At 73.2% G+C, this 18,902-nt stretch carries 12 protein-coding genes; 3 read left to right on the plus strand and 9 right to left on the minus strand.

Translation table 11 applies throughout. The features are described 5' to 3' along the window. Positions 1–444, plus strand: a 444-nt coding sequence (locus HG543_RS37560) for a CPBP family intramembrane glutamic endopeptidase (protein ID WP_169349741.1), incomplete at its 5' end; no start/stop codon positions are given. Between the two features lie 107 nt (positions 445–551). Here HG543_RS37560 and HG543_RS37565 read toward each other — a convergent pair. Next, entirely contained in the window at positions 552–1,460 is a 909-nt protein-coding gene (locus HG543_RS37565; protein ID WP_169349742.1) for a LysR family transcriptional regulator, read from the minus strand. A 75-nt stretch (positions 1,461–1,535) separates the two neighbouring features. On the opposite strand from HG543_RS37565, the gene HG543_RS37570 reads away from it, so the two are divergent. Together HG543_RS37570 and HG543_RS37575 are read left to right on the plus strand one after the other, a co-directional pair. Then, positions 1,536–2,537 (plus strand): aldo/keto reductase, encoded by a 1,002-nt coding sequence (locus tag HG543_RS37570; protein WP_169349743.1) that lies wholly within the window; start codon positions 1,536–1,538, stop codon positions 2,535–2,537. A gap of 535 nt (positions 2,538–3,072) precedes the next feature. Then, entirely contained in the window at positions 3,073–3,654 is a 582-nt protein-coding gene (locus HG543_RS37575) for a hypothetical protein (RefSeq protein ID WP_169349744.1), read from the plus strand. A gap of 17 nt (positions 3,655–3,671) precedes the next feature. Here the strand turns inward: HG543_RS37575 and HG543_RS37580 are convergent, their stop codons facing one another. From HG543_RS37580 to HG543_RS37615, 8 genes are all read right to left on the minus strand, one after another. Beyond that, positions 3,672–4,721, minus strand: coding sequence for a zinc-binding dehydrogenase (locus tag HG543_RS37580; RefSeq protein WP_169349745.1), 1,050 nt, complete (start codon positions 4,719–4,721; stop codon positions 3,672–3,674). Between the two features lie 37 nt (positions 4,722–4,758). Then, positions 4,759–5,646 (minus strand): aldo/keto reductase, encoded by an 888-nt coding sequence (locus tag HG543_RS37585; RefSeq protein WP_169349746.1) that lies wholly within the window; start codon positions 5,644–5,646, stop codon positions 4,759–4,761. Between the two features lie 57 nt (positions 5,647–5,703). Continuing rightward, complete coding sequence (locus tag HG543_RS37590) at positions 5,704–7,080, minus strand: TfuA-like protein (RefSeq protein ID WP_169349747.1); 1,377 nt, start codon at positions 7,078–7,080, stop codon at positions 5,704–5,706. Between the two features lie 11 nt (positions 7,081–7,091). Continuing rightward, positions 7,092–8,315: a YcaO-like family protein gene (locus HG543_RS37595; RefSeq protein ID WP_246357570.1), complete on the minus strand. Its 1,224-nt coding sequence runs from the start codon at positions 8,313–8,315 to the stop codon at positions 7,092–7,094. 42 nt (positions 8,316–8,357) lie between these two features. After that, complete coding sequence (lanM, locus tag HG543_RS37600; protein ID WP_169349749.1) at positions 8,358–11,213, minus strand: type 2 lanthipeptide synthetase LanM; 2,856 nt, start codon at positions 11,211–11,213, stop codon at positions 8,358–8,360. A gap of 206 nt (positions 11,214–11,419) precedes the next feature. Beyond that, positions 11,420–15,322, minus strand: a complete 3,903-nt coding sequence (locus HG543_RS37605) for a serine/threonine-protein kinase (RefSeq protein WP_169349750.1) — start codon at positions 15,320–15,322, stop codon at positions 11,420–11,422. Beyond that, on the minus strand, positions 15,310–16,788 hold the full coding sequence (locus HG543_RS37610) for a SagB family peptide dehydrogenase (RefSeq protein WP_169349751.1): 1,479 nt from the start codon (positions 16,786–16,788) through the stop codon (positions 15,310–15,312). The genes HG543_RS37605 and HG543_RS37610 overlap by 13 nt, the downstream gene beginning before the upstream one ends. Then, a partial coding sequence (locus tag HG543_RS37615) for a TOMM precursor leader peptide-binding protein (protein WP_169349752.1) occupies positions 16,788–18,902 on the minus strand: 2,115 nt, incomplete at its 5' end. The genes HG543_RS37610 and HG543_RS37615, both read right to left, overlap by 1 nt.

Consider the following 18,902-nt stretch of genomic DNA (forward strand, 5'->3'; position numbering starts at 1 on the left):
GGGGAGGAGCTGGGGTGGCGCGGCTATCTCGCGCCTCGCCTGCTCGACGCGGGCGTGCCGTGGGCGCAGGCGCTCAGCGGCCTCATCTGGGGCCTGTGGCACCTGCCGCTCCTGCTTCGCATCCGCGGGCCCCTGGGGCTGGAGCATCTGGTGACGGAGTCGCTCTTCGTCGTGCTGACCATCGCGCTGGGCGTGGCCATGATGCGCCTGCGCCTGGAGTCCGGCAGCATGTGGCCGCCCATCGTGCTGCATGGCGTGTGGAACGAGGCGCTCTCGTCGCTCGCGTCGGCCACGAAGCCGTCCCAGAGCATCTGGCTGGGCGAGTCGGGCATCCTCATGACGGCGGCGAGCCTGCTGCTCCTCGCGCCCCTGCTGCGCGGGAGCTGGAGCGCGAGGCGGACACCGGAGGCCGTGCCGTACGCGACGTTCAGCGCGCGCTCATAGCGGCCTCAGCGGAGTGGGCCTTCCCGGAGGCGTGGTTCATCGGCAGGATGCTTCCAGACGCGCTGTTCGCCGAGGCCGCGCGCGCCGTCACGCGAGGGGACTGACCCCTAGAAGCGCTTCGCCACGTCGACCACCTTCTCGCGGAGGAAGCGGATGGCCTCGTCGTCCTCGACCGCGCTGCGCCACAGCAACTCCATGGGCGCGCTGCCCAGGGGGAGCGGCACCGGCGTCGTCTTCAGGTGGGGCCGCAGTGCCGTCACCTCCCGAGCAACGAGCAGGGGCACCGTGGCCAGCAGGCTGCTGCCATCCACGATGGCGCCGATGCTCTGGAACGTCGGCACGGAGACGCGCACCCGCCGCCGCACCCCGTGCATGTCCTCGACGATGCCTCGCAGGTCCCCGTTGTACGAGACGATGACGTGCTCGTGCTCCAGGTAGCGCTCCAGCGTCAGGCGCTTGCCCACCCTCGCGTGCCTCGGGTCGTGGAGACAGACGAAGCCCCCGGTGAACAGCGGGAGCCGCCGCGTGCCCGCCGGGAGCTCGTCGGCCACCGTCACCGCCAGGTCCACCGCCGAGGAGGTCAGCGCCTCCACGACGGTGCGGAACTGCACCGGCACCACGATGAGCTTCATGCGTGGCGCCTGCTCGGACAGCACCCGGAGGAGCGGCGGGAGCAGCAGGCTCTCGTTCACATCCGAGAGCCCGAGCCGGAGGGTCCGCTCGCTCGTCGCCGGGTCGAACGTGGCGGGGGAGAGAGCCGCCTCGACGAGCGCTCCCAGGTGCGGCCGCGCGGTGGCGAGCAGGCGCTGCCCACGCGCCGTCAGCACGAGCCCCCTTCCGGCGCGCGCGAAGAGCGGTGCGCCCACGGCTGACGTCAAGCGGCGCAGCGCCGCGCTCACCGCCGGCTGCGTGAGGTACAGGCGGCTCGCCGCGCCCGTGACACTGCCCGTCTCCGCCACCACGATGAAGACGCGGAGCAGGTTGAGGTCGAGGTTCCTCCCATAGATGTCATTCATGCGTGAGATGCATCCTATTCAATGGATTTCAGGGTGTCCCGGCATGAACTTATGCGTGCAACGGAGGGACGCACGATGAGCACGAACGAAGCGAAGCAGGCGCAGCGCACGGTGAAGCTGGGCTCCACGGGTCCGGAAGTATTCCCGCTCGGCCTGGGGTGCATGGGCATGTCGGGCATGTACGGCGCCACCGATGACGCCGAGAGCATCCGCACCATCCAGACCGCCATCGACCGTGGCGTCACGTTGATCGACACCGGAGACTTCTATGGGAGTGGCCATAACGAGATGCTCGTGGGCCGCGCCATCGCCGGGCGCCGGGAGAAGGTCCAGCTCTCCGTGAAGTTCGGCGCGCTCCGGGGGCCGGACGGGAGCTGGAGCGGCTACGACACGCGCCCCGTCGCGGTGAAGAACTTCGCGACCTACAGCCTGAAGCGGCTGGGCGTGGAGTACATCGACATCTACCGGCCCGCGCGGCTCGACCCCGCCGTCCCCATCGAGGAGACCATCGGTGCCATCGCCGACCTCGTGAAGCAGGGCTATGTGCGCCACATCGGCCTCTCCGAGGTGGGCGCGGAGACCCTCCGCCGCGCGCACCGCGTGCACCCCATCGCCGACCTGCAGATTGAATACTCCGTCGCGAGCCGGGGGCCCGAGGGGAACATCTTCCCCACGCTCCACGAGCTGGGCATCAGCGCGACGCTGTACGGCGTCTTCTCACGGGGCCTGCTGACCGGCAGCAAGCCGAAGGGACCGGGCGACTTCCGCGCGTACCTGCCCCGCTTCACCGGCGAGAACGGCGCGAAGAACGAGGACGTCGTGAGCGCCTTCCAGCGATTCGCCCACGAGCGCCAGCTCACGCCGGGCCAGCTCGCCATCGCCTGGGTGCTCGCGCGCCAGCCGAAGTTCGTCCCTGTCATCGGCGCGAAGACGGTGGCGCAGCTGGAGGATGCGCTCGGCGCCCTGGCGCGGCCGCTGGCGAAGGAGGACGTCGCGGCGCTCGAGAAGCTCGTCACCATCTCCGGTGAGCGTTACGGGAAGGAGCAGATGAACCACCTCGACAGCGAGCGCCGGTAGGGGCGTTGTCAGGTGTCGCGGCCCGCGCGCGTCAGGAGGGCCATGCTCTTCTGAATGCGCGTTGGTTGATTCGTCTGCTCGCCGGGGTGCCCGGCCGCACGGGTCTGACACGCCTCCCAACTATAGGGTCCTAAGGTAGCAATCCTCGGGCGACCGAGAGCGCGAAGCAGCGTGGCCTCTCCCGGAGAGTCCCGCCGCGTGCCCACTGCCGTCCTTCCGGACGGTAAGAGCGACGAGCTGCAATGGCCCCCGCACTCGGGCGCCCCGGCGAGCAGACGAATCCCTTCAGTGTCTTTCTGGCAGCGCGTCGTACGTGACGCGGCCCACGCGCCTTCCGCGTCCAGGCCGTGTCCATGCATACCGCTGCTTTACCGTGAGGAGCGGCCCGCCGAGCTTCCGCCGCGAGGCGCCGCCTGTGGAATGAGAGGCGGTCGCTTCGGCGATTCCCGACCAGGCGAGCGCCCGTCTCGCGGCGACCGCCCGCCGGGTTGGCGTCGCGGGCAGGCGCCCCCAGTGTCGAGACATGGCTTTCCTCATGGATGTGTCTCGTCTGCCGCGCGGAGTCGCGTGGCTCAAGGTCGGCTTGGGGCTGACGGAGCTCGCCTTCCCCAGGACGGCGCGCCGGATGCTGGGCTTGAGCCCCCGATTCGGGGCGCTCAGCTTCGCCTGTGCCGGCGCGAAGCTCGCCACCAGCCTGGGGCTGTTGACCGGGGCGGACAGGCGGCGCTGGCTCTGGGCCCGGAGCGTCGGGGACGTCATTGACGTCGCCTTCCTCGGCTCGGCGCTCCAGCGCAGGACGAGGGACTTCCGGTGGCAGCTCGCCAGCACGCTCGCGGCACTGGGCATGGCGGCCATCGACCTACAGGCCCTGGTGAAGACGTATGCCGCGCCGGCTGGCACGGGCACCCGGCGGAGCCTGGGGACCGGTGGCCCCGCGGACACGCTGAATGCCGGGCCGATGGAGAGCTGGCGTGGGAGCGGGCTCGCGGAGGACGTGGGCACGAACGCCGGTGCCGGAGGTTCCGCCGAGCAGGACCCCGCGCGCGAGGAGAAGATGCGCGAGGCCGAGCGGCAGCTGGGGCTCCCGAGTGTGGACTCCCCGGGAGCCGGCGTCTGAGAAGGTGAGCCCCGGCTTCAGGGCTTGAGGATGAGCCGGATGGGGTTGCCGTGCTTCTGGCGCAGGCGCTCCACGCCATCGGCGGCGTCCGCGAGCGGCACGAGCCCGCTGATGGACCGCGCGAAGTCGAGCCGGTGCCCGCGCGCGAGGTTGACGAGCTGCTCGACGTGCTCGGGCTCGGAGCCGTAGTGGCCCAGCAGCTTCTGCTGCCGGTAGCTGAAGCCGATGCTGTCGCCAATGGTCAGCGGTGCCGGCGTGAGCCCCACCAGCACCAGGCGCCCACCCGGCCCGAGGCAGCGCAGCGCCTGCTCGCGCACCGGCGCCACGCCCGCCATGTCGAAGGCCACGTCGAGCATGCGCCCACCGGTTATCGCCTTGATGCGCTCCCTCACGTCCGGCGCCATCGCGTCCAGCGCCAGGTCCGCGCCGAACTCCAGGGCCCGGGTGCGCGCCGGCTCCAGCGGGTCGATGGCGATGATGGGCGCGGCACCGATGGCCCGCAGCAACTGGACGGCATGCGCGCCCAGCCCGCCCACGCCCCACACGCCAGCGGGGTACGCGGGCCGCGCCTGCCCGGTGGCGACAATGGCCGCCCACGGCGTGGAGACCGCGTCCGGGATGATGGCGGCCTGCTCGAAGGGCAGGTCGTCCGGAATGGGCACCAGGGTGTAGTGCGTGGCGAGCGCGTACTCGGCCCAGCCGCCGTCGTAGTCCACGCCGCGCGTGCGCACCTGGAGGCAGGCCGCGCCCCGAACGCACCCGGGGCACACCCCGCACCGCTCACCCGCCTGGAGCAGCACGCGCTGGCCCGTCTTCCACACGGGTGGCACGCCGGGGCCGATGGCGTCGATGACACCGGAGACCTCGTGGCCGAGGGTGACCTTCTCCGACGGGTTGAACAGCGGGTTGAGGCTGCCTTCGATGAGGTGCACGTCGGACAGGCAGATGCCGGCGGCCATCACCTTGATTCGCACCTGTCCCGGGCCGGGGTCCGGCACCGGCACCCGCTCGACGGCGAAGGCCCGGGTGCGCAGGTTCAGCCGTCCGGCAAGCATCGTGGTCGTCATGTCGGGGACACCTCTCCAGCGTGCGAGGGGGGCGTGCTCAGGAACCCTGGTTCGCCGCGCCCTGGGCATCGAGCTCGGCCACGTCATTCTGGGAGAGCTGTAGCTCCGCGGCCGCGAGATTCTCCTCCAGGTGTTTGACCGAGGACGTGCCCGGAATGGGCAGCATCACCGGCGAGCGCGCGAGCAGCCACGCCAGCGCCACCTGCGCGGGCCCGGCCCCCGTCTTCTTCGCCACCGCGTCGAGCGCGGTCCCCGGCCTCGCCAGGGTGCCGGTCGCCAGCGGGAACCACGGGATGAAGCCGAGCCGCTCCCGCTCGCAGTACGCGAGCACCTCCGCGTGCACGCGGTCCACGAGGTTGTAGCGGTTCTGCACGCTCACCACCTGCACCACGCGGCGGCACCGCTCGATGTCGGCCACGGAGACCTCGGACAGGCCGATGTGGCGAATCTTGCCCTCGGCCTGCATCGCCTTCAGTTCGCCGAGTGACTCCTCGACCGGCGTCTGCGGGTCGATGCGGTGGAGTTGGTACAGGTCGATGCGCTCCAGCTTGAGCCGCCGCAGGGACAGCTCCACCTGCTGGCGGAGGTACTTGGGCCGGGCCACCGGGTGCCACTGGTTGGGGCCGGTGCGCGCGAGGCCGCCCTTGGTCGCGATGAGCAGGCCCTTGGGGTAGGGGTGCAGGGCCTCGGCGATGAGCTCCTCGCTGATGTGGGGTCCGTAGGAGTCGGCTGTATCGATGAAGTTCACGCCCAGCTCCACCGAGCGGCGCAGCACGCGCACCGCCTCGGCGGGGTCCTTCGGCGGACCCCAGATGCCAGGGCCGGTGAGCTGCATGGCGCCGTAGCCGAGCCGGTGGAAGGTGAGGTCACCTCCGAGGGTGAAGGTGCCGCTCTTCTCCACGGGACGTGCGGACTGGGGCTTCATGGAAGGGTCCTTTCCTGGCTGAGTGGGCGGCCGAGCGTACGGCCGCGAGTGGGACGGCTAAAGCGCTTCCCGCATCCGCCGGGAGAGGGCGCGGGTCTCGACATAGGCGAGGAAGGACGGCCACCCGGGCCGGGCCCGCGCGGCGTGCTCCAGCTCTCCCCACGTATCGAAGCCGTGGGCATGGGCCACCTCCTCGCGGGCGAAGTGCCAGTCGCGGGGACTCGCCACGAGGCCGGAGGCTCGCGCCCGCGAGGCTGCTTCGTGAATCGCGCGCCAGCGGAAGACCTCCGCGTCGAGTTCATGCGAGAGGTGAAGCTGCTGCCACAGCCGGTCCGCGAAAAGGGCCTCGTGCGCGGTGAACAGGGCCCACAGCTCGGCCAGCGCGAGCCGCAGCGCGAGCAGGGACCGCACTCCCTCCTGCTCCCTCTTCGAGGCGGCGAGTCGTGCCGTCCTGCTCCGTACCGTCCGGTCCCGCAGTGGAGCCGAGAGGACCAGGGCCGCCAGCTCGTTTTCCCGGAGCCGCTCGGGGAGCGATAGCTCGGGGCTTGCCGCCGCGATGGCGAGCGCATGCCGCGTGTAGCGCCCGCTCACCAGGTGCCATCGCGCGAGGGCCCGCCGGACATCCGTGGGCTTCAGTCCGGCCAGCGCATCCGGGCTCCGCTCGCGTGGGGGCTGCGCCGTGAGGCGTCCTGGCTTCGTGCGTCCGGGGCGTGAGCCGCGCGCGTTCGAGGGCTTCCGTGGGGGCTCCTCGGGACGCTCGTACTTCGCGGGCTTCGCATGCGAGCCGCGCGCGCGGTGGGGCGGGCTCGCGAGCTGTCGCGCGAGGTAGCGCAGGGCTCGCCGCGCATCGTCCGCCTTGAGGTCCCAGCCGGAGAGCCGTTCCTCCAGCCGGCTCGCGTCCGCGAGTCCGGCCTTCTTCACGAGGGTCCGCCAGCTCCGCTCCGCGTAGAAGGTCTCCTCCGCCACGCGCACGAGCCGCTCCGCTTCCGGGCGCGTGAGGTGGCCCTGGCGCAGCGCGCGGGCCACGGCATGGCGCACGTTCACCAGCGCGAGGGAGGCGGGGCGCTCGCCCTCCGGGTCGAACATGACGGCGACCTCGTCATCGGAGGTCAGCCGTCCCCGGCGGAACAGCCGGTAGATGGCGCCGACCCCGTGCATGCCCGCGGGCCAGCACTCGGCGGCGCGCAGGGCTCCCATGCTGGAGGCTCCGATGATGCGTGCCCCGTCCCGCAGCACGTCGACGACCTCTCGCGGGGAGATGGCGTGCTCCTGCATGAAGACGCCGTCGATGACGAGGAAGACCTCGCCTCCCTGTTCGCGCGCCCGGTAGAGGTCGCCTCGACGGACCGGCGGGCGGAAGTCGGCGCCCGGCAGCAGGGACTCCGCCTCGCGGCGGGACAGGCTGGGACCGAGATGGACGATGGGCGCGGGCATGGCGCGGGTCCTCACAGCAGATGGCGCAGGCACCGCCAGTCCACGCGGCGCTGGTTGACGGTGAAGCACGAGAGCCCCGGGACGCGGACCCGGACCACGGGAATCCCCAGGTCCTTCCGGGTCAGGTCCGTCACGATGACCTGCTCGAAGCCCGCGGCCCGGAGCTGGCGCAGGAGGAACTCCAGGTCCTCGCGCAGGTCCTCGGACTCGAACGAGGGCGTGCTCGGGAAGAGGGACACGCGGGTGGGGTCGCGTTCCCGGAGCCGGTGGGTCCGGCTCGTGGCGTGGGAGCTTTCCCACCGGACGTTGAAGGAGTCCCGCGCGCCCTGGATGAACCCGAGCCGCGCCTGCACGGCCTCGGTGATGGAGCGCAGCAGCGCGGCGGTGGCATGCGGCGCCGTGCCCCAGCCGGTGAAGTGCATGGGCACGGGGCCGGCGGGCGTCGGATAGTCGTAGTCCGCGAGCCACGTCCGGAAGGTGGCGACCCCGAGGTCTCCGGTCGCGTCCTGCACCCAGGCGTCGAGCCCGACGTCTCGCAGTCGGCCCAGCCATGCGCGGGCCTCGGTGGGGAGGCTCGCGGGGTTGACGTTCGCCAGCGGTGGCAGTGGCGTCCCGGTGTCGCCGAACGAGGTCGTGAAGTCGAGCTGGCTCTGGACGTCCCGCTCGATGACCTCGCACAGCCCGTGCACGATGGCTTCGAGCAGGGTGTTGCCGGAGGCGAGGCCGTTCGTGTCCACGTCGCGCAGGAGGCCCTCGGAGGGCGGGTTGAGCGCGAGGTCCGCCGCCATCAGCACGCGGTCGCCGGAGACGAGGTCATGGCTCTCGACCCAGGTGAAGGTCTCGTCGGGCGTGTAGCGGGTGTCCGGGGGGAGGTGGAGCGTCACCGGGTCGATGGGCCTCGCGGACCTCGCGCGGGAGAGCCGGGTGAAGCTGCCGCTCCGCGTGGAGCCCTTGGGGGCCTGCTCCGCCGAGACGCGCTCCACCGCCTCCATCATGGCGCTCACCCGGGCGCTCGCCGCGTCCACGCCCTTGCCCAGGTGCGTGGTCAGGTCCCGGGCTAGCGGGGTGACGGCCGTGAACACCGGAAGGCGGATGGAGTCGAGCGGCGTCAGGTCCGAGACGCGGGTGATGGGGACCTTCGCGCGGATGGCGAGCACCCGTGTCTCTGTTTCCTCGGCTCGGACGGTGCGGGAGGAGAGCGGTCCGACTTTCGGGCTGGGCGGGAAGGGCCGCATGCGCCGGGCGTCATATCACCGCCCCGTGCCGCCGAGCGGGAGTCACGGCGCGCGGGGGGCGGGTTGCACCAGCCGGAGCGAGGTCCAGGTCTCGGGTTGGTGCAGACCGAGGAGCGCACGGAGCAGCGCGGGGAGCCCGCTGAGCACGGACAGGTCGTGCTCATCCGCTGTGAGGCGGTCCGGGAACCAGCGTCCGTGGAGACGCTGTCCCGCGACCAGCAGCCGGCCGGGGCGGAGGGCCTCCTTGAAGAGTGAGGGCTCGCGCAGCTCGCGCCCGGCCGTGAGTGCCAGCTCCACGGCTTCCAGGCTCGTGGAGGCTGTCGCCGCTCGTCGAAGCACACGGCGGATGCTCGTCGGCAGGGCGGGGTGCGCCGTTCCGTCGGCGAGGGCGATACATGACAGCAGGGCACCGGGCGTCTCGGTCTCCGACGGGGAAGATGCCTGCTTCCGTTCGGCCGGAGGTGCTTCCTCCCGCTGGAGACCTGGAGTCGCGAGGGCACGGGTCACGTCCGGTGGTCCCTTCGCGCGTTCACCCCCCGGACCCGGCATGTGCCGGTGCTCGCGGGCGCTGGAGACAGCCGGGGTCCGCGGCGGCAACTCCGCAACCCTCGGACCCGGCATGTGCCGGTGCTCGCGGGTGCTGGAGACAGCCGGGGTCCGCGGCGGCAACTCCGCCGGAGCCCCCCGCGCGGCCTGGAGCCCACAGAGCACGAGGGTGCTGAGGGTGTCTGGCAATCCCGCGACGTGAAGGGGGACTGGCGTGGCTTCGTGCTGGAGTCGCACCTGGAGCGTCTTTGCCAGCCGGCGCGCGGGCTCGGTGGCGCCACAGGCACGCAGCGCGAGCAGCAGTCCTGGCGCGCCCGTCACCAGGTCGAGCGAGGCCCGCTCCGCCAGTTGCTCGATGGGGAGCGTCCGGGCCCGCGCTCGCGCCTCGCGGGCAAGCTCCGGTAGCTCCAGCGCCGCCGCGCAGCGGTGCAGGGCGTAGAGCCGCGCGCCGATGCCCCGGAACGCGCCCACCTCGACGGTGCCATCCGGCGCGCGTGTCCATGGCCCGTCGCTGTCGTTCGCGAGCGCGGCCCGCGCTGGCGCCAGCGCCGCGAGCGCCGCGTCCCGGAATCGGGGGAGCCGGCTGGCCGCGGCCAGCTCCGCCAGCGCGATGGCCACACCCGCCGAGCCCGAGAGCAGGTCCGGTCCGAGCACGTCGAGCTGGCGGAGCTTGTAATGAGGCTCGTGTCTCAGGCCAAGCCACGCGAGCCCGCCGTCTCCCGTGAACGACTCGCGCAGCAGGAGGTCCCCGATGGAGATGGCCTCGGCCAGCCAGTCGGGGACGCCTCCACCGGACCGAAGCAGTGGACGCGGGGGCGGCACCGCCTCGTGGCGACCGCTGGCCAGCGTGGAGCGGAGGAGGGCGTCGTGGCGCGCGAGCGGGAACGCGTCCAGTTCTTCAATCCGCGCCCGGAGCCGCTCCAGCGCGGTGCCCTCGAAGAAGCGCGCGCTGACCGGCTGCCTTCCCGGCCCCAGGAGCGCGTCGTCCCCCGGGTGGCAGGTGAAGTACGGAATCTCCAGCGCGCGCAGGGCGGCCTGTTCCTCCCGGGCCGCCGCCTTCAGGGCCCGGGCGCGTGGCTGGCCCTCGCTGGTACGCAGGATGCTCCCGAGTTCCTTCTCGTGGACCTTCGCGCTCGCGAGCACGCGCGGCTCGGTCAGCACCTCCAGGATGCGGTGGTACGTCCACGTGTCGCGGTGGACGTAGCGGACCGGCAGGCGGGCCAGCTCGCGCAGGGGAAGGCGGGCATGGTTGGCGCGCAGCGTGGCGTGCATCGCCCGGTAGCCCTCGCGCAGGGCCTCCAGGTGGTCCGAGGCTCGCGCTGGCTGTTCCTGGAAGAAGGGCACGTGGCGGGTGTGCGTCTCCACCGTGTAGCCGTCCCGGCAGGGTCGGTGCCGGCCCTCCAGCGCGTCGCGCACTGGCTCGCATGGACGGGGGATGAGGAACTCGCGCGCGGGCGTCAGTGCACCCAGGTCCTCCGCTGGCAGACCCGGTGCGAGGCCGAAGGGCGCGGCCAGCAGGCCCAGGGGGGCCACGGACTCGGACAGGAAATCCTCCGCCGCTCGCTTCGCCGTGCCGGGGGCTCGGCCCGCCGGACGGGGTTGCAGCACCATCTCCAGGTCGACGAGGACGGGGTGCTCGCCGTGCGCCACCAGGTTGTCGAGCCAGAGGTCCTGCGCCTCCAGGAGTTGCATGAGCCGCGCGAGCATGCCCGCGCGCAGGTAGAAGCGCTCCGCTCCCGTGGCGGTCTCGCAGGGGGTCGCGGCGACGTACTCCTCCCAGGCATGGCCCCGGCGGCACAGCACGGTGTGCACGTGGAGCCCCAGGGGGAGCCCCGCGCCGTTCAGCAGCGAGTAGAGGTCCAGCACCGCGCGGGTGATGCGCAGGTCCTTCGGCTTGTACACGACGCGGCGTTCATCCTCGAAGCGCAGCACCGCGACCGCGCGGCCTCCCGCGTGCAGGTCTCCCGCGTCGCCGTCCACATGGGCGAGGGCGCCCGGCGCGCGGCCTCGCCACATCGCGCGTCCCAGGGCCTCGCGGTCTGTCGCGAGCCGCGAGAGCAGCTCCCGGACATGGGTGCGCCAGCGCAGGAAGATGCCGCCCATCTGCTCCGCGAGGACGGGGTACGCGCGGAAGCGCTCCCGCCACGTGTCCACGCCGGGGTCCAATCCGCCGCGAAGCCCGAGCGCCTCGTGGCTCCGCCACTCCAGGGCGAGCATCTTCAGGCACGCGCGCATGAGCCGGCCCGAGAGGATGAGCACCAGGTCGCGCCGCGCGGAGGGCAGCACTCGCGCCCGGGTCCGCGCGAGGTCGCGCCCGAGCTCCGCGTCCGCCGCCGCGAGCAACCCCGCCATGACGGACTGGCCAGGAGGGCCTTCCCAGGCTGAGAGGGCCGTATCGGAGGCACGGGCCGCTCCGCGCAGCAGCGCCTCCGTTGCTCGCAGAGAGGCTTCGCCGTGCTTCCACCGAGCCCCGGCTTCGCCGCGAAGACGCGCACCCTCGCGCCCCGGCACTCCGGGCCGCGGATGTCCGCCCCGTTCCGCGTTGCGCCTGCCCCGGCTCACTTCGCCGGGAAGCCGGGCGCTTCCATGGTGACCCAGCGTGCCGGGTCGCGGATGCCCGCCGCCTTCAGGATGGCATCCGCCTCCGTGATGAGCCGCGCTCCCGCCTCGCCACCCGTGAGCTGCCCCCGGCGCCTGCGGAGCGAAGCCGCGTGCAGCGGCATCTCCAGGCGCTGGTAGTCGGCCTCGGCCCCCTCCAGGAGCCGGATGGCATCCGCCGTCTTCCCGACCAGCGCCGCCTCCGTCGCCCGCAGGAGCCGTGCTTCCACTCGCGCATCCGTCCGGTGGCTCGTCCTCTCCAGCTCCACCATGTCCTTCCGGGCCATGGCGAGGAACCGCTCCCGCTCGGCCGGGCGCGACGCGGCCATGGCCAGCGCCGTCCCCGCGCGCACCCGCAGGGCGTAGATGCGGAAGTACAGGTGTCCCAGCACGAAGTTCGACTCCGCCACCGGCCACGCCTTCCCCAGCCGGGTCCACGCCGCCGCCGGGGCGTCCTGGTACAGCTCGCACCGCGCGCTCTCCAGCACCGCGTACAGGTGCTGCGGCGTGAAGCGCTTGTCATTCCACCCGTTGGCCTGCGGCTCCAGCTTCGACAGCGCCTCGGCTGGCGCGTCCTCCGCCAGTCGCGTGGACGTCAGGTGGATGTGCATCCACCCCGTCGCGTACCGGTTCTGGTTCTGCTCCGAGAAGCGCAGCCAGCGGTTGCCGATGGCCGCCAGCTCCCGCAGCTCACCCAGCATCCGCAGCACGTACACGCGGCACGAGTACGTCTGGTCCAGGTCCGCGATGACGCCGGTGCACTCGTCCTCCAGAATCCGGATGCCCTCCGCGAGCAGCGTGTCCGCTCGGCGCCAGTTGCCCAGCATCATCTCGATGGAGCCGTGCACGTACTTGAAGAACCCGGTGAGGGCCGGGTTGTTCGCGGCCTCCACCCGGCGAGTGCTCTCCTCCAGGTAGCGGTGGCCGCGCTTCTCGTCGCCCGCCGAGCCGCGGGCGAACGTCACCGCCGTCAGCCCCAGCAGGCCATAGGTGGTCCGCACCTCGTCCCCGGCCTGGGCGGACAGCAGCGCGTTGCGCACGGCGAAGTAGCCCATGCGCAGCATGTCCTGCACCGCCAGGCCGCGGGCCGCGCTCCAGGTCAGGTTCACCCGGCGGCGCAGCAGCGGCGGCACCGCGCCTGGAGAGACGTTGCGCACGCGCTTGCCGAAGAGCACGAACTGGATGCTGTGGAAGATGATGCCCGCCAGCGTCAGCGGCGGGCTGGCCGGGTAGGGGAGCTTCACCTCCGCCAACAGCTGCTTCAGCAGGGCCGCGCCCTCGTCGAGCATCCCGTTGACGAGGTACTGCTCGGTGCCGCGCCGGCGCAGGTCGAAGGCCCGGTCCACGTTGCCGCGCACCAGCGACGCCGCCTTCACGTACAGGGGCGCCGCCTCCGCGCCACGGCCCGCGTTGACGAGTGCGTCCGCCCACTTCTCCAGCAGGTCCGCGTCATCCGGCGTGCACTCCAGCGCCTCGGCGTACAGGGCCGCGGCGCGGTCGAAGGCCAGGGCGCTCGCGGCGCGGTCCGCCGCCCGTGCCGCGTACGGGCCCGCCTTGTCCAGCCGGCCCGCGCCCTTGTAGTGCCGCGCCAGCCGGTCCGGCTCCGCGCTGCCCGTCTCCTCCAGCAGCTCCGCCAGCCGCAGGTGGTTCGCCTTCAGCGCGTCCGGCGCGAGGCTCGCGTGCACCGTCTCCCGGATGCGGTCGTGGTAGCACTCCGCCAGGTCCTCGTCCCGGGGCCCGTGCGTGGTGACCAGGTGCGAGGCCCGCAGCTGCGTCCACGGCGTGTGGGGGTCCATGTCCAGCGCCGCCGCCCGGAAGGCGAGCCCGCGCGGCACCGGCTGGCCGGCCACCGCCACCGCCGCGAGGAGGCGCGCTGGCTCCGGCGCGAGCTTCCCCACCCGGGCCTGCACCACCTGCTCCAGCGTCACCAACCCGCCCTGTGCGAGCGGCGCCGCCTCGCCCTGCTCCAGCACGTACTGCGCCAGCGCCTCGATGAAGAAGGGGCTGCCCCGCGCCTCGCGGGCGAGCGTGGCCGCGCGCGCGTCCGCCGCGTCCGTGCCCACCAGCGCCGCCGCCAGCTCGCGGCCTTCCGTTTCCGACAGCGGGTCCAGCACCAGCTCCCGCAGGTCGAGCGCGTTGCCCGGCGCCGTGGCGAGCTTGCGGTGGGCCTCCAGCAGCCCGGCCGCGATGCCCTCGCCGGTGCGGTAACCGCACAGCAGCAACATGCGCGGCGTGCCCGGCGCCTCCTGCAGCTCGCTCAAGGCCTGCGCGGTATCCGCGTCACCCCACTGGAGGTCGTCCAGGTGCAGCACCAGGGGCGCCGTGTTGCCCAGCTTCGCCAGCAGCTCCTTCAGCGCGCGGAAGGCTCGCAGGCGCAGCTCCTGCTGCTCGCGGCTCGCCTCCAGCGAGATGGGCGCCACCTTCGAGAAGGACTCCACCTGCCGCAGCACCGGGAAGATGCGCAGCAGCTCCGGCAGGTGCTGCGGCACCAGCGTCTTCATCACCGGCTGCGGCAGCGTGCGCAGGTAGCGGGTGAGCGCGTCGATGAGGCTGTCGAAGCCCTTGTAGGGCACCGACTCGCGCTCGTAGCACCGGCCGCTCAGCACCACGCTGCCCGGCCGCTTCGCGCCGAGCCCCTCGGCGAAGCTGCGCACCAGCGCCGTCTTGCCCATGCCGGAGGGGCCGTGCAGGTGGGCGACCACCGTCCGTCCCGCCGCCATGGCGTCGTACGCGGAGAGGAGCGCCGCCAGCGGGCCTTCGCGGCCGACGAGCGACTTGACGCGCGGCGCGGCCGGCGCGCTCACCGTCAGCCCCAGCCGCCGCAGCACCTCCGGGCCCGTGGGACGACGCGAGGGCTCCACCTGCACCAGGTCCATGGCCAGCGTCCGGAGTTCCTCGGGCACCAGCGGCGAGGGCTCCAGCGGCGGCGGCGCGTGGTGCACCTGCTCGCGCAGGTTGCCGCGCCGGAAGGACTGCCCGCCCGCGAGCGCCTCGTACAGCATCACCCCGAAGGCGTACCAGTCGGTGGCCTCCGAGCTGGGCTGGCCCATGAGCTGCTCCGGGGAGATGTACGCGGGCGTCCCGGCCAGCTCTCCGGTGGACGGCTCCGAGCGGTCGCTGGCGAGGCCGAAGTCGAGCAGCACCACGCGCCCCGTCTTCTCCACCATGACGTTGCGGGGCTTGATGTCGCAGTGGAACTTCCGCGAGGAGTGCAGCGCGAAGATGCCGAGCGCCAGCTCGCCGAAGATGCGCCGCAGCTCGTCGATGGGGAGCACGGGCTGCGCGGGCCGGAGGGTGGGCCCGGGCGGAGGAACGACGAGGGGCGCGCTTGGCGACAGCTTCCCCTGCGTCACCGTCACGTCCGTGGTGCTCGTGGCCGGCGTGTTGCCGGAGGGGCGCTCGGAGGTGACGGTGGGCTTCGAGACCGCCTGCGCGTCGCGGGTGACGGTGACGGTGTCCTCGGACCGGGAGCGCGCCGCGTCGGAGGTGCTCGCCGCCTGCTGGGCGCCGCGGTGCAGGAGCGACCAGAGGCTCTCACCCTCGATGAACTCCATGGTGAAGAACCACTTGTCGTCCGCCTCCATCAGCTCGTGGAGGGAGACGAGGTTGCGGTGCGTGACGTTGGCGACGTAGCGGAACTCGTTCTTCAGCCGCAGCAGCGCGCCCGGCTCCAGGCGGTGGAGCGTCTTGAGGGCCACGGTGTTGCCGCGCACGGTGTCACGGGCCTTGTAGACGACGCCCATGCCGCCCGCGCCCACGCGCTCCACCACCTCGTACCGGCCCAGGCGCTGCCCGGGCGTGAGCAGCTCCGTGTCGGGCCCCGTGCGGTCCGAGCCCGTGCTGCCTGTCTTCACCGGTTCCATGGCTGGCCTCTCCTTCGAACGCCAGGAGGATACCGCCGCCGGGCCCCGGGGCGTGAGCCGGGTGCCGGCGCGCTGCCGATGACCAGCTCCGCGACGGATGTCTCCTCCATCCCCGGGGTGATGGCGGCGCGCTCGAAGGTATCGGGGTTGCCCCAGCCCACCATGCAGGAGGCCAGGCCCATGGCCGTCGCCGCCAGGGTGAGCGTCTGCAGCAGCACGCCCGCGTCCTTGAGGATGCAGGCGTACGCGAAGCCCTCGTACTTGTAGGCCACGCGCTGGAAGCGGGCGGCGAGCACGAGCAGCACCTGAACGGGTGAGCGGCCCTGTCGCGCGTCCGCGAGCAGCGCCCTGACGGGGGCCGTCAGCCCGGCGCGAGGCTCCAGGCCATGCGAGCGCGGCTCGTAGCGGTAGAGGCCGGGCTCGAGCCCGCCGCAGGCCCCCACCGCCACGTAGACCTCCAGCGGATGGAGGGCGCCAGCGGAAGGGGCGGGGCGCAGGGAGCGCTCCTGGGGGCCAGCGGGGTGCAGCTCGCGCACGCGGGCCGCGCGGAAGAGGAGCTCGCCGAGCTGGGCGACGTCGAGGGGCGGGGAGCCGTACCGGCGCTCGCTGCGGCGGTGTTCCAGCACGGAGGCGAAGGGCGGGTCCTCGCGGGTGAGTGCGTCCAGGTCCGGCCGGGGCAGCGGGAGGACGGGGCCTCGGGAAGGGAGGACGGCCGGGAGCGGTGGGACCTGGCCCGCCGCGCGGTAGGTGGCGCCCAGGAGTTGTCCGCGCCGGGGGCGACGCGTGCGGTCATGGAAGAGCAGGTCGTGGAACTCCCACAGCCGCAGGGCGGGGTGGCGCTCCTCCTCGGTGGCTCCTTCCGCGTCCACCGTCACCAGCAGTCGGGCCCGGGCGAGCAGGGCCACCAGTGCCCTCGCCGCGCGGCCGGTCCCCCGCGCGTGGCCCGCCGCGGCCCTCGCCGGAGTGGGGGTGGCGAGCGCCGCGAGGAGGGGCAGCGCCTCGGGGGCCAGGTGGACGCGCGCGCGGACGCGGGAGCTCTCCAGCACCAGCGCTCCGCGGTCCTGGCGGAGGTACGCGAAGCGGGAGAGCCGCAGCGCCTGCTCCGGCCGAGGCGGCACGGGCTCCAGCTCGAAGTGCTCCGAGAGGGGCTCCAGCGTGGCGAGCGTGCCCGCGCGGTCGTGGATGGCGTAGCGCACGAGGCCCCGCCGCCCGAGGCTCCGGAGCACCAGGTGCAGGTGCGCCGCCGCCTCCGGACCTCCCGCGCCCGCGCGTTCCAGCACCGCGTCCTCGGGAGCGCCGCGCCCCTGGAGCATCCGGAGGGCGCTCGCGGTGGCCGGGGGCAGGGGACCGAGGGTGACCTCGCCTTCATCGCTCCGTGCCTGGAGGTGCCCTCCCCGGGGCCGGACGAGCTTCGCGCCGGGAGCGAGGACGAGCCAGGGCGAGAGGGAGGCCAGGGCCCGGCTCATCAGAAGAAGACCCCCAGCGGGTTGAGGCGCTCTTCCGGCGTGGGGCGGGAGAGCCACCCGAGCTTCACGGGCACGTCATACAGCCGCCCCGGCCCGAAGCGCGGCCACAGGTGGCGCAGCCCGGGGACGATGACGCGCGCCACGCGCAGGCCCACGTCGGGCCGCGTCTGGTCCAGCACGAGCGTCTCCAGGCCCCGCCGCCGCACCCGCTCCACGCACTCGCGCACGTCGTCGCGCAGGTCGCTCGTGGCGATGCCGGGGTACGCGCGGGCGTCGAGCGCGGGGACGTCCGCGGGCGCGAGGTGGGGCTGGTTCTCCAGCGTGGCCTCCTCCAGCCAGCGGGTGAGCTGCGCGTCGCCGGGCGGCCCGGCGCGGCGCTCCTGGGCGGCCAGCGGGAGGAACTGGTTCATCTCGGTGATGGCGCGCTGAACGCCGAGGCGGGCCTCCAGGTGCGCGCCGAAGCCCACGCAGAGGCGCTCCGGGCCCCGGGTGCGGCGCGAGACGGCGGCGAAGGCGGGGATGCCCAGGTCCGTGGTGAGGTCCAGGACGTGCAGCTCGCGCCCGAGGTGGTGGTACGCGTCCACGAGCTGCCGGAGGAATGGGTCTCCGAAGCCCTCCAGCGCCACGCGGGGACGGCGGACGCGGTTGTACCACCAGAGGGAGACGGCATCGCGCTCCACCAGCTCCAGGAAGCCCTGGAGGATGGCCTCCTCCAGGGTGGTGCCGGCGGCGCAGCCATTGGAGTCCGCGCCGCAGAAGGGCGCGTCCGCCTCCGGGTAGCCGTAGTAGCAGTACGCGGTGGGCACGTAGCGGCGGGTGTCGTGCGTCAGCGACCAGACGGGCGTCCAGTCGATGCGGAGGGACGCGTCGAAGGGCAGGGGGACGTGCTCATGGCGCGGGTGGGTGGCGTTCCAGGCGTCGCGCTCCCGGTGCTGGCGCTCGCTGAAGAGGAGCAGGCGGTGCGGCTCCACCGCGACGTCGCCGAGGGCGCGGAGGGTGGCGCGCCGGCGGGCCTCGTCTCCCTGGAAGACGCCGCAGTAGCGCTCCAGCGCCTCGCCCAGCGCGCTGGCCCTGGCTTGAGGGAGGGTGGCGCCCTTGCCGGTGCTGAGGGCGCGCGCGGTGTGGAGGGGCGAGTCCGACGTCACACGGCGCGCGCGGTTGAGGCCGGCGTTGATGACGGGGAGGCGCTCGTCCTGCACGCCGGGCAGTGGCTCCAGCAGGTGCACCACGCCCGTTATCGGGCTGACGTGGTGCTGGTAGCGGGCCAGCATCGCCTCGGGGCCGAGGGCGCGGTGGCCGCCGTCGGAGGTGAAGACCTTGGGGTTCGACTGGAGTCGCGGCGGGCGTCGCTGTCCCGCGGCGACGAGCCCCGGCGAGCCGCAGGCGGGGCACTGCGGACGTCGCACCACCGCGTGGTGCTCGGTGCGCAGGCGGACGGAGTCCACCGTGACGAGCGTTCCCGCGAGCCCGTCATCTCCGGTGACGAGCAGCCTCGCGAGGGCGGAGGCGAGCAGGTGGGCCGCGGCGCGGATGGGACCTTCGGGCTCGCCGCTCCTGGCCTCGCGCGAGGACACGTTGGCGCGCAGGCGCCAGGCGAGACACTCCCAGCAGGCGGTGGTCCCCGGGACGAAGCGCGGCCCCAGCCACGCCACCGCGCCACCGGGACGCGCCAGCACCCACGGCGTGCCCGTGCGCAGGGCCTCGCGGTTCAGCGCCTCCAGCGGCGCCTGGAGGTAGTCATCCACCACGACGAGCGTCAGGGCCACGCCCCGCCGCGCGGTGCGCAAGCCCTCCGCCTGGAGCGCCTCGCGCACGAGCCGCACGGGCACGTCGCCGAGCGTCCGCACCTCCACGGGGGCCTTCCTCAGCGTCGCCATGGCCTCGCGCGCGGAAACCCCCAGCGCGTGCCAGTGCGCGGCGAGCCCCTCGGGCACCTCCGGCTCGGCCTCGATGAGGCCGCCCAGGGCCACGAGTCGCTCCAGCGCGAAGTGGACCTCCGCCGCGGAGTACTTCCGGGTGAGCGTCTGGAGCAGCCGGTCCACCGACCGTCGCCCATCGATGAGACGGGCGAGGTCGAAGTAGAGGCGTCCCCGAAGCTGGACCCGCCCTCCCTC

The organism is Pyxidicoccus fallax, from assembly GCF_012933655.1.
Classification (GTDB): domain Bacteria; phylum Myxococcota; class Myxococcia; order Myxococcales; family Myxococcaceae; genus Myxococcus; species Myxococcus fallax.

Coding starts and splice junctions, on each gene's coding strand:
- HG543_RS37565 (WP_169349742.1), bottom strand. CDS start 1,460: ATGAATGACATCTATGGGAGGAACCTCGACCTCAACCTGCTCCGCGTC.
- HG543_RS37570 (WP_169349743.1), top strand. CDS start 1,536: ATGAGCACGAACGAAGCGAAGCAGGCGCAGCGCACGGTGAAGCTGGGC.
- HG543_RS37575 (WP_169349744.1), top strand. CDS start 3,073: ATGGATGTGTCTCGTCTGCCGCGCGGAGTCGCGTGGCTCAAGGTCGGC.
- HG543_RS37580 (WP_169349745.1), bottom strand. CDS start 4,721: ATGACGACCACGATGCTTGCCGGACGGCTGAACCTGCGCACCCGGGCC.
- HG543_RS37585 (WP_169349746.1), bottom strand. CDS start 5,646: ATGAAGCCCCAGTCCGCACGTCCCGTGGAGAAGAGCGGCACCTTCACC.
- HG543_RS37590 (WP_169349747.1), bottom strand. CDS start 7,080: ATGCCCGCGCCCATCGTCCATCTCGGTCCCAGCCTGTCCCGCCGCGAG.
- HG543_RS37595 (WP_246357570.1), bottom strand. CDS start 8,315: ATGCGGCCCTTCCCGCCCAGCCCGAAAGTCGGACCGCTCTCCTCCCGC.
- lanM (WP_169349749.1), bottom strand. CDS start 11,213: ATGGCGGGGTTGCTCGCGGCGGCGGACGCGGAGCTCGGGCGCGACCTC.
- HG543_RS37605 (WP_169349750.1), bottom strand. CDS start 15,322: ATGGAACCGGTGAAGACAGGCAGCACGGGCTCGGACCGCACGGGGCCC.
- HG543_RS37610 (WP_169349751.1), bottom strand. CDS start 16,788: ATGAGCCGGGCCCTGGCCTCCCTCTCGCCCTGGCTCGTCCTCGCTCCC.